Origin of the sequence: Maridesulfovibrio bastinii DSM 16055 (genome assembly GCF_000429985.1) — a bacterium.
Classification (GTDB): domain Bacteria; phylum Desulfobacterota; class Desulfovibrionia; order Desulfovibrionales; family Desulfovibrionaceae; genus Maridesulfovibrio; species Maridesulfovibrio bastinii.
In genome coordinates this window covers 20,398-30,675 of sequence record NZ_AUCX01000029.1, presented here as the reverse complement: position 1 = coordinate 30,675, position 10,278 = coordinate 20,398, and the positions used below count along the sequence as shown (strand labels likewise).

General features: G+C 43.0%; 9 protein-coding genes. 5 read left to right on the top strand and 4 right to left on the bottom strand.

Annotation, left to right across the window (positions count from 1 at the left end; all coding sequences use genetic code 11):
- Positions 1–222 (top strand): hypothetical protein (locus G496_RS21515; RefSeq protein WP_245577933.1); only part of this gene is annotated, 222 nt, incomplete at its 5' end.
- A gap of 139 nt (positions 223–361) precedes the next feature.
- Here the strand turns inward: G496_RS21515 and G496_RS19800 are convergent.
- Complete coding sequence (locus G496_RS19800) at positions 362–1,840, bottom strand: GGDEF domain-containing protein (protein WP_034633326.1); 1,479 nt, start codon at positions 1,838–1,840, stop codon at positions 362–364.
- 332 nt (positions 1,841–2,172) lie between these two features.
- Between G496_RS19800 and G496_RS0113550 the strand changes: the two genes are divergently transcribed.
- From G496_RS0113550 to G496_RS0113540, 3 genes are all read left to right on the top strand, one after another.
- A complete protein-coding gene (locus G496_RS0113550; protein WP_027179754.1) occupies positions 2,173–3,834 on the top strand; it encodes a glycosyltransferase family 4 protein in 1,662 nt (553 codons plus the stop codon).
- Complete coding sequence (locus tag G496_RS0113545; RefSeq protein ID WP_027179753.1) at positions 3,834–4,922, top strand: glycosyltransferase; 1,089 nt, start codon at positions 3,834–3,836, stop codon at positions 4,920–4,922. The genes G496_RS0113550 and G496_RS0113545 overlap by 1 nt, the downstream gene beginning before the upstream one ends.
- A gap of 361 nt (positions 4,923–5,283) precedes the next feature.
- Positions 5,284–6,252, top strand: a complete 969-nt coding sequence (locus G496_RS0113540; RefSeq protein ID WP_027179752.1) for a chemotaxis protein — start codon at positions 5,284–5,286, stop codon at positions 6,250–6,252.
- A 102-nt stretch (positions 6,253–6,354) separates the two neighbouring features.
- Here the strand turns inward: G496_RS0113540 and G496_RS0113535 are convergent, their stop codons facing one another.
- The 3 genes from G496_RS0113535 to G496_RS19795 all read right to left on the bottom strand — a co-directional run bounded on the left by G496_RS0113535 (position 6,355) and on the right by G496_RS19795 (position 9,607).
- Entirely contained in the window at positions 6,355–6,717 is a 363-nt protein-coding gene (locus tag G496_RS0113535) for an MTH938/NDUFAF3 family protein (protein WP_051295057.1), read from the bottom strand.
- Positions 6,718–6,719: 2 nt separating this feature from the next.
- Entirely contained in the window at positions 6,720–8,360 is a 1,641-nt protein-coding gene (locus G496_RS0113530) for an FAD-dependent oxidoreductase (protein WP_027179750.1), read from the bottom strand.
- 176 nt (positions 8,361–8,536) lie between these two features.
- Positions 8,537–9,607: an elongator complex protein 3 gene (locus G496_RS19795; protein ID WP_051295056.1), complete on the bottom strand. Its 1,071-nt coding sequence runs from the start codon at positions 9,605–9,607 to the stop codon at positions 8,537–8,539.
- A 142-nt stretch (positions 9,608–9,749) separates the two neighbouring features.
- Between G496_RS19795 and G496_RS0113520 the strand changes: the two genes are divergently transcribed.
- Entirely contained in the window at positions 9,750–10,169 is a 420-nt protein-coding gene (locus tag G496_RS0113520) for an HIT family protein (RefSeq protein WP_027179749.1), read from the top strand.
- The last annotated feature ends 109 nt before the right edge of the window (positions 10,170–10,278 follow it).

The window sequence follows — 10,278 nt, the reverse complement described above, 5'->3', positions numbered from 1 at the left end:
CTTCACGGACATCGCTATGCCAGAATGCGCGGCCTCTCGAAGGCTCAAGAACAAAGTCTCCTCTGCGCAGCCTGCCAAAACATGAAGAAAATAGCGCTTATCCTAAGCGCTAGACGCATATTTTCTGATATTTTTAAAACTATTGCCTTCAAAGAGAGTTCCGTTCACTGTTTTGCTTCGAACTTGGGATTTGATCGACCAAATTTAAATTTTTCAAACTAAATCGAACAGAAATAGGGCGTAATAAAACCCCGCTTTTAAAAAAAACGGGGTTAGTCAGCAATCTGAAATCGCGGCGGACATTTTAATGCCCGCCGCGATTTTATGTTTTCATATCGCATAGTTGTATAATGTAATCGTATTATACTATATGTAACTGTCCCTTGTTCTCGTTTTCAGTAACGACCCGGTTACGTCCGCTGTTTTTAGCGTTATATAAGGCCTTGTCCGCCTTTTCCAGAATAGACTCTTCACTTTCAAGAGCCCCCGGACGCATGGAAGTGACTCCGATGCTTGCGGTTATATTAAAACGGGTACCACAGTAATCCATTTCAGTTTCTTCAATCTTTGTCCGCACTCTCTCGGCAAGCATACGGGCCTGCTCAATTTTTGTATGCGGCAGCAGCAATACAAATTCCTCTCCGCCGTAACGGGCGATAAAATCAGTTGTACGCAAGGTCTTTTCAAAAATTCTGGCAGTACGTTCAAGAACCATATCACCGGCAAGATGCCCGTAGCTGTCATTAATGTTCTTGAAATGATCCAGATCGACCATAAGCAATGACAAGTCAAGATTGTGGCGCTGGTGCCTCTTGAGCTCCTCAACAAGTCTTTCATCAAAGCTGCGGCGATTATAAACCCTTGTTAAACCGTCATGATCAGCCCTTGTACTGATCCTGCGGAACATCAAAGCATTATGCAGAGCCAATGAGAGATGGCTAACCGCCGAATTTATTGTGCTGACCTGATCTTTGGCAAGCCGGACACTCTTATCACAGAGCATGACCAGTGATCCGAACTTCTCACCTCGTGAAGCCAGCGGCAGAACAAGCACTCGGCCTTCAGCCGGGCCTTCCACGAAACGCCGGTTTTCCTCAACAGGTCTGGTACAGTTCAGTTCATAGCTGTCTGTAACCGATTCTCCCGGAACAGAAGAATTCTCCAGCATAAGATTCAACCACTGCGAGCGGACGTCTTCACTCATACCAGGCTTTAAAAAGATCTCTGCCTCCAGCTTTTCCGAAGATGGAATCTTATTCCAGAAAACAGCCTGAAGAGATAAAATAGGAAGAATCATTCCCATATCCTTTTCCGCTCTGCCGAGAATTTCGGCTGGCTCAAGGCTCTCAGTGGCATTGGCAAGCAAAGTATTTAAAAACGTAAGCTGCTCAGTCTTACGACTTAAGATTTCACGCTCAAGCATGATCTGTTCGGTCATGCGATAGATATCACCATAAAGACCGGAAACTTCCTTGGCCCTGAAAAGGGCGTCCTTAACCTTTGAGCTGGTTAAAGGGGAGCTGACAACTGTCAAAAAACCTTCTTCGAGCACATTTTCAAGATCCATAGGATTGTCATCATCCTGAATCAGAATCTTCTGAGTCGATTCAAGTTCCCGGTAAGCATTTTTGCGATTTTCAGGAAGACCGCTCCAGACCCTGAGAGGAATCCATGCGGCTGAAGGTTTTTCCGACTGAACCATCTCCTTGTCTCCCGGCAGAGAGCTTTCAGAGAAATTCCGCAGAAAGAATCCCGGTCCGAGCGAGTTCTTGATCTTTACGGCCTCGACTTTATTAAGGCCTAAGCCCCATAAGAGTTCCGGCCTGTTACCTCTTTTCATAATCGGTCTCCTTTATGCCAAGTAAACCTTTTCAAGACATATTTTGCAGACCATCTTGCAATGATTGAACCAAACTTAAAAAAGGTAAGCCTGATCTTAAAAATCAAGAAATTTATAAAAAAATAAGTACTACTTTTTTACAGTCAGATCAGGAAGATATATAAACATTAAGTAATACGGACTAAATTTATAATACGACGATAAAAAACGCTTAACATCTTTAAATTTAAAGCCGCGGGAAAAGTTTGCCGGATTTCTGACGCTTGCAGTTCGAGCTTTTTTCCCTATCAAATACTTTGACAAAACAGCTGAAAATATGTCTTGAATCAGGGATGGATAGTAAAAAAATATGGGGTACACTGGACCCCTTCTATGAAAATGGCGCAATCCTCGGCCGCAAAGTAGCCAACACTTCATTTCTTGACGCTTTGCTCCGTGAAGACCCATTTGACGAATACCATTTTTTCCCCGGAGTAATGAAAGTCTGCCAAGACCTATCCAATAATATTTCAAAAAAATTCCCTGAATTCATCAGCTCCGGCAGAATTAAAATTTTTGATCGCAGGGAGCTTCCCGCAAAGCTAGGCAGCACTGATTACCATTGCTTTCACCAGTCGGACTGCATTCTTTACCCACAGCATATTGCCGGGGTACGCAACAGGTACAGCAAAAGGATTTTCCCGATAACAAGCCTCACACATTCACTGAGTTACAGTGATTACGGGCAGTCCTTTCTCTCCCACATGTGGTCCGGCATTTCGAAACGTGACTGTATTATATCAACATCCAGAGCCGGTGTTGGTGTTGTGGAAAACTATTTTAAAATTTTGCGCAAAGGGTACAGCCTTGATGAAAAAAAATTCCCCGCACCTTCAGTAAGACGCATCCCGCTCGGTCTGGACACAGCCAAGTTCACAGCACCGGACGACATAGAAGCAGTTGGAGCAGCTAAACGGCTGGGGATATATGCGGATGATGATAAAAAATGCTTGAACATGCTGGTCTTTGGACGAATCTCGCACTTTTCTAAAATGGATATCCTGCCTTTATTGCGCGCAATAAGAAAAATTTTCAAAACAGGAATTGATAAAAATTCACTGAGACTGGTCCTCGCCGGCTGGGCTGAACCCGGAGATGACTTTCCGGATACACTGCAAAATATTGCTGGCAGTATAGGACTCAAACTTTCAATATTCAAATGCCCGTCGGAAAAAGAGAAACTTGATCTATATAAAGCTTCGGATATTTTTATTTCCATTGCTGACAACCCTCAGGAGACTTTCGGGATAACTGTAATTGAAGCTCTTTCCATGGGGATTCCGGCTGTTGTTTCAGATTATGACGGCTATCGCGATCTGGTACAGGACGGTATTACAGGCTTCCTGATTCCAACCATCGGCCCCGCAGACACGCAGTTAACCGATGTCATGGCCCCTCTTCTATATGATAATAATTACCACCTGCAGATTTCACAAACGACCATTGTTGAAACTAATGCCTTGGCTGAGGCCTTGCTAAAGCTGATTAAAGATAGCGCGCTGAGGTCAGCGATGGGTAGTGAGGGAATTAAAAGGGTCAAATCACGATACAACTGGTCACGAATAATCAGCGACCATGTTGAATTATGGGAGGAACTAAACAATATCCAGGTGGACACTGAGCTACTGAAAAACAGTGTGCATCCATCCCATGTGGCCTTCGGCGAAGTTTTCAGACATTACACCAGCAGGATTATAGCCCCGGATACAAAAGTCAGCACATCCGAGACAGGACAGGCCATATACCATGGTGTCGACTTTCCGCTTATTTACAAGGGTCTTGAATACATCATTGATGAAAATCTGATTAACAAAGCGGCATTCTTCGCCAGAAAAAATATTACTGTTGAAGAACTTGTAACCAGACTTCAGTCGGCAAACCCTGCCAGCAGCACGGAACGTATAATAAATTCAATATTGTGGTGTCTGAAACACGATATTCTGGAACCTTTATAATGACCAGACCAGCGGTTACACATCATACAATTTTAAAAAAAGGCGGTGGAGCCGCAAGAGTTGCAACCCTTATACATAAGGGACTCCTTTCTGCAGGCTACGACTCCCAACTGAGTTTTGAAGTTGATGACACTGACGGTTCCAGAATCATGACTCCCGAACATGCGGCCTGCTCTATCCCGTCCGGGCGCATAGTGCATCTGCACGCTTCATGTAATACTCCTGCTTTTTTGGATAATATTCCAAAAAACAATAAAATTATTGTCACCCTGCATGATCTTAAAATGGTTACAGGAGGCTGCCCTTATCCTCTGGATTGCCCTATGTTTTTAAAAGGCTGTCCCGATCCCTGCCCAAGAAATTTTCCGGATTCAATGGAATCAAGAAAAAAATCAATCACCAGCCTGCTTGAGCACCATACAGAGCTGATTTCGCCCTCGGGATGGCTTGCCAGACTTGCCAAAAAAAGTGCTCCTGAACTTAATATAAAGGTTATCCCCAATGGGATACCGTGGCCGGAAAAGCATCCTGATAAAAAGAAGGCCAGACAACAGCTTGGTATAAACCCTTCTTCCAGAATGATTCTTTTTGCAGCCCATGGCGGAACCAAGGCCCAGTATAAAGCAGGACACCGCTGGATGAACATCTGGAATAATGTAAAAAAACAAATACCTGAAGCTATCGGCTTTATCTGTGGAGGGGATAAGTTTGATATTGAAGGAGATTTACACTTCTGGCCGTATGTAGGAAGGGAAAAACTTGGACTTTTAATGGAGGCTTCAGATATACTTGCATATCCGACTCTTGCCGATAATCATCCGCTTGTTGTTCTGGAAGCCATGTCGCATGGACTTCCATGTGTCAGTTACAGTACCGGAGGAGTTCCTGAACAGATTCAACATGAAGAAAACGGCATACTTGTTGATTATAAAAATGAAAATAAATTTATTGAAGAAGCTGTCAAAATGCTTGAGTTGCCCGGTAAGTGCAGATCATTAGGTATGAAAGCCTACAGCGATGGAATGTTGAAATTCAGCTCGGACAGGATGGTTTCAAATTATTTAAAAAAATATGTCAAAATTATGTAAAAATTGTTTTCATGTTATTTTTTTAAAACATGTACAATGAAAACAAAATAATCCATTGACAAAACCACGTAGTTTTAATGAAATTAATTAGCGCAATGTAATTTTTTTAAGAAAAAGGTTTCCAGTTAGTTATTTTTTTGGATATATAGTTTTATTATAAGACCATATCAGCTATAGTTGGAAAAATTCCGTTTCACTCATAAGCTGATATTGGAATTGTAACACAAAAAACATAAACGCCGGTATATGTCGGCTTACTTTTCCTGCTGAATTTTCGTAGGAAGCAGCATGTCGACCAGACTTTTATCGGACGACATTGAGCGGCAATCAAGTTCACCTGCATGGAACGGGGAGGAAAAATATGTCACAGACCAACATTCTGCTTGAATCGGGAACTAATGAACTCGAAATTGTCGAGTTTTTCATTGATGAAAATGACAATGTACATGACGGCTCTACAAGACGTTCATACTACGGAATCAACGTAGCTAAAGTTGTTGAGATTATAAGACTTCCCGAACTCACAGATATGCCTGACGCAGCTAATGATGCTGTTCTTGGTGCTTTTGATCTCCGCTCGGAAATAATTCCCCTCATCGATCTCAGTAAAAGAGTAGGCAAGCAGAGAGTAGAAACCGATGCCCCGAAAGTAATCGTTACCCAGTTCAACAAAATTTCCACAGCATTCCTCGTTTCAGGTGTTACAAGAATTCACCGTATCAGCTGGGAACAGGTTGAAGCCCCGAGTAAACAGGTCTCATCCCTGACTGCAAACTCCATTACAGGTGTTGTTAAACTTGAGGGCAGAATTGTATTTCTACTCGACCTTGAAAAAATAGTCGCCGACCTCAACCCCGGCATGGATATGACGGAAGAGATCGAGCAGGAAGTAAAAGATAAGATTGAAGAACGTCATCTTAAAGCAATAATTTCCGATGACTCTACCATGATCAGACGTATGCTGAGTCAAATGCTTGAAGATGCCGGATTCAAGGTTTACCGCACTCACAACGGTAAAGCAGCCTGGGATAAAATTAATGAACTTAAACTTCAGGCTGAAAGAGAAAATAAAAATATCAAGGAAATGCTTGATGTTGTCGTAACCGATATTGAAATGCCGGTTATGGACGGACACAACCTGACTAAAAGGATTAAAGACGATCCAGACCTCAGAAAACTTCCGGTAATGCTCTGTTCTTCTATCATCACCGATACACTTTTCCACAAAGGTGAATCAGTAGGGGCTGATGATCAGCTTTCCAAAGCAGAAATAAGCCAGCTGGCTGAAAGGGTTTTCAAGCTCATTGAAAGATATGATGCCAAGCCCTAGCCTGAAACGGTAGTAATTTTATTATAAAAGCAGAGATGCTGCTAAAAAAGTCCCTCCCGGAATTCCGAAAGGGACTTTTTAATTTCTAAATTCACATTAACTTCAACAGGTCAGATGGAAGGCTGCATCAACCTTTTTCCCCAACAGAACCAGTTCATTATATTTGGCAGCGGCTTTATCCGTAGGCAGGACAATAACGGATATACCCATTTCAGCAAGGTCCAGTTTCAGGCTTTCATCAACCTGCATCATACCTGACATTCCGGAACCTATAACCAGAACGTCCGGCACATTAGCAAGGATGTCGCTTATATCAGCAGAAACAAGCAAATGGCCCTCCCCGCGCCACCATGAGCCTTTAACCTCACAGCCGACAATTTTAAGATCCTTTGTATGCTTTTCGGCACCTACAACCATTTTGCCGAAACAGACTTCTAAAATTTGCGGTTGATCACATTTTTCCATTTTTAATCACCCATTACGCTGAAATCCTGAAAAGCAGTCAGAGCTGCCACAGAACCCTGCCCTATGGCAGTAACAATCTGGCGGACTCCTCCGGTTATATCCCCTGCCGCATATACTCTGGGAACACTTGTTTTCTGCGCTCCGTCAACCTTTATAAAACCATCACTATCAAACTCAACTCCGAGCTTTCCGGCAATCACCGTATTGGGAATATGTCCGATGGCAACAAAAACACCATCAGTTTCAAGAACAGATTCAGAACCGTCTTTCTGATTCCTGACTCTGATTCCTTCTATGGAATCCTCACCCAGTATTTCGGTAACCACAGTGTCCCAGATGATTTCAATACCTTCAGCAGCTACTGATTTTTTAAGAGCCTGCTCTGCCCTGAGCTTATCCCTGCGATGAATAATCTTTACATCGGCATTCAGCTTTTTAAGATAAAGTGCGTCTGTTAAAGCCGTATTGCCTCCGCCAATGATATAAACCTTTTTATCCCGATAAAAATTACCGTCACAGGTCGCACAATAGCTGACACCTCGCCCATAAAATTTCTTTTCACCCGGAACATCAAGAGTTTTGACATCAACACCGGTCGCGATCAGAATCCCTTTTGTTCTGTAAACAATACGATCTGTCTCAACCTCAATGGTTTCGCCGTACCGAACATCTTTAACATCAACAAACTGTTTTATTTCCGTATAGATTCTGGCATGAGCACTCAAAATTTCCGCCAGCTGCAAACCACCGACATCAGAAAATCCCGGATAGTTCTCAACTTTAGGGGTCAGGGCAACCTGCCCTCCCACGCCGTGCTTTTCGAGAATAACGGCTTCCATACCGCTTCTGGCGGCATAGATACCGGCACTCATTCCAGCCGGACCGGCACCGATGATAACCAGATCAACATCAACAACTTCGGCATCTTCGCTCTCGGACTCTTCAAAAACCCCCTGACCTTCCATAATTTCGTCCAATGATTTCAAATGCAGGAGCTGAGCCATAAATTTATCTTCCGGTTCAAGGCCGACAAAAGCCACATCATCATTGATGGATGTGTGCGGAACCGAACCGACCAGATAATTTTCAGCCATTTCCTCATTTTCCTGAGTGCTTACACACCATGCCGAAACATATTCAGGACATCCGATAGCAGCTTTAAAAGCATTTATTACCTGCCCGGGGCAATACGGACATGCCGGACTTGCGAAAACCTTAATATCGCGCCGGTCCTGCAACATGTTGAGAATTTTCATCGAACTTTTTGAAATAGATTCCGCGCCAATGGAGGCAAGATGAATCCCCTCTATAAAAGCCCTTCCCTCTTCACCTGACGGTGTTCCCAGAAATCTGAGGTCATATTTATCCGGCGCAATCAGTATAGTTGGAGACACTATTATTTCATTCTTTTGCGCCCTTTCGTCTGAAAAGGGTATTTCCTCCAGAGTAATTTTATCGCACAATGCGGCCAAGGCTCTGCAAATATTCATCGCAAATCTGTTAAACTCTTCATGGGGGCCTTCTTCCGTATAAAGTTCTAGCTTAACAGTCTCTTTAAATCCTTTAAAAAGTTCATCAAGATATTTCCTGCTGTCGTCAGAAAAAAAATTGCTGTAATCGGTTTTGGAATCTACTGCGCACATATTTACCCCTTTAATAAATTAAAAGTATTGATTTCTATTAGTTATTTATCCTTTTATCACTTTTTCCATTTCTATTAAAGAATAAATAAAAATCATTTAACTCTTAATGGTTCAGAGAAATACGGCACAGTTGAACAGCTATTTCAATCGGGTTTACACCCGGAAGCTACAACTTATTAAAAAAACAAATGAAAAAGATTTCCGGAATGGAAAGAGACATTCCCGCTGGTTAGTCCAAGGCGAGAATAAAGAGCTGAAAGATTGCGGCGATGTCCCCAGAACTCTCCACTGTATCTGGCGGGAACTTCAAGACGTAGAGGCTTGTACCCTCCACCCGAGGCAAGTCTGGTCCTCATGTACAAATAAAGAGCTTTTGAACGCGCCATCTGCCCGAAAGCATCATGGACCGGACCTGCAATAATATTGGTTCTGAAGCTCTGCTCAAGAGCAACGCCTGAACGAATTACCGCTATATTGCGATTCCAGAGCCTGAGCAGGGCGGATGATACTTCTTCCACAGCACGCTCAACGGACCACGGAATATACTCTCCGCGTTCATACCATTTGTGAAGCACTGTTCCACGGACAACCAGACAAGGATATATCCTTACAGCTTCCGGATTAAGTTCACGGGTAATACTGATGTCCCTGTATAAATCTCCGAAAACCGATCCCGGAAGTCCGGGCAGAAGTTGAATTCCAAGAGAAAGACCTGATTTTTTTACAAATTCACAGGCTTCAACAGCCGTTTTGGAGTCATATTGTCTCAACGAAGCTTCAAGCACATAATTGGCAAAACTTTGTATTCCAAGCTCGACCATATCGAGCCCGGCATCTTTTAATTCTGCAAGCAGTTCCGGGCTCACGCAGTCGGGACGTGTTGAACAGCGCACTCTGGTAAGCAGTCTGCGCTTTTTATAATCATCGGCCAGAGACAGAAAACGCAGCTGCCATTCCTTGGGAAGAGCTGTAAATGTTCCCCCAAAAAAAGCAATTTCGAGAGGAGAATGATTACTATTTTCAAAATACTCTTTTAATTCAGATACAAGTTGTTGATATATATAATCTAGTGAAGTAACGTCATGACCGGTTTGTTTCTCCTGCGCGCAGTAGACACAACGGTACGGACAGCCTGAAAACGGCATGAATACAGGCCAGATGCGCCTTTTGGGACGAACCGGTTCGGGATGATAAAAAAGTTGAACAGGAGTTTTTATCCCGTTCCGGGCTGAAAAATTGATCAACATTGCCGTAAGATTAATAAATTAGCTTGATTAAAAAACTTCTGTCAGTTAATTATCTTTATAATAGTCCGTGCGATGAACGATTCGTGTCACTGTTACTGGCTATTCGACTAACAAGCAATATCAACGGCGGCTATTTTTAGAAATGTCTGATAACGATTGCATTTTCTGTAAGATTATTAAAGGCGAAATTCCCTGTTTCAAAATTTATGAAACTGACAAAATTTTTTGCTTTCTGGATATCGGTCCTGTCAATAAAGGACACGCTCTGGTTATCCCGAAAGAGCATTATGAGAATTTATGGGCTTTGCCTGACGATTTGGGAAAAGAAATTTTCAAGGCCTGCAAGACCGTTGGAAAAGCTATTGTGGAAGCAACCAAAGCTGACGGGTTAAATGTTATCATGAATAACAATAAGGCCGCTGGACAGCTTGTTTTCCATGCTCACTTCCACCTGATACCCAGATTCGATAATGACGGGCATGAACACTGGAAACAGCAGGAGTATCCTAACATGGATGAACCTGCCGGACTTGCTGAAAAAATCAGCAGCCTGATAGCTTAAAAATCAAGAATGATCCAGGTTATACCTGTATCAATAAATATACTAACCCCTTCAACCGCGCGGAAACAACCCGCACGGAAAACCGAACCGCAGCCCCGGTCTAAGGCTG

Excerpts from the sequence above, each read along its gene's own strand:
- G496_RS19800 (WP_034633326.1), bottom strand. The coding sequence starts at position 1,840 with ATGAAAAGAGGTAACAGGCCGGAACTCTTATGGGGCTTAGGCCTTAAT.
- G496_RS0113550 (WP_027179754.1), top strand. The coding sequence starts at position 2,173 with ATGGATAGTAAAAAAATATGGGGTACACTGGACCCCTTCTATGAAAAT.
- G496_RS0113545 (WP_027179753.1), top strand. The coding sequence starts at position 3,834 with ATGACCAGACCAGCGGTTACACATCATACAATTTTAAAAAAAGGCGGT.
- G496_RS0113540 (WP_027179752.1), top strand. The coding sequence starts at position 5,284 with ATGTCACAGACCAACATTCTGCTTGAATCGGGAACTAATGAACTCGAA.
- G496_RS0113535 (WP_051295057.1), bottom strand. The coding sequence starts at position 6,717 with ATGGAAAAATGTGATCAACCGCAAATTTTAGAAGTCTGTTTCGGCAAA.
- G496_RS0113530 (WP_027179750.1), bottom strand. The coding sequence starts at position 8,360 with ATGTGCGCAGTAGATTCCAAAACCGATTACAGCAATTTTTTTTCTGAC.
- G496_RS19795 (WP_051295056.1), bottom strand. The coding sequence starts at position 9,607 with ATGTTGATCAATTTTTCAGCCCGGAACGGGATAAAAACTCCTGTTCAA.
- G496_RS0113520 (WP_027179749.1), top strand. The coding sequence starts at position 9,750 with ATGTCTGATAACGATTGCATTTTCTGTAAGATTATTAAAGGCGAAATT.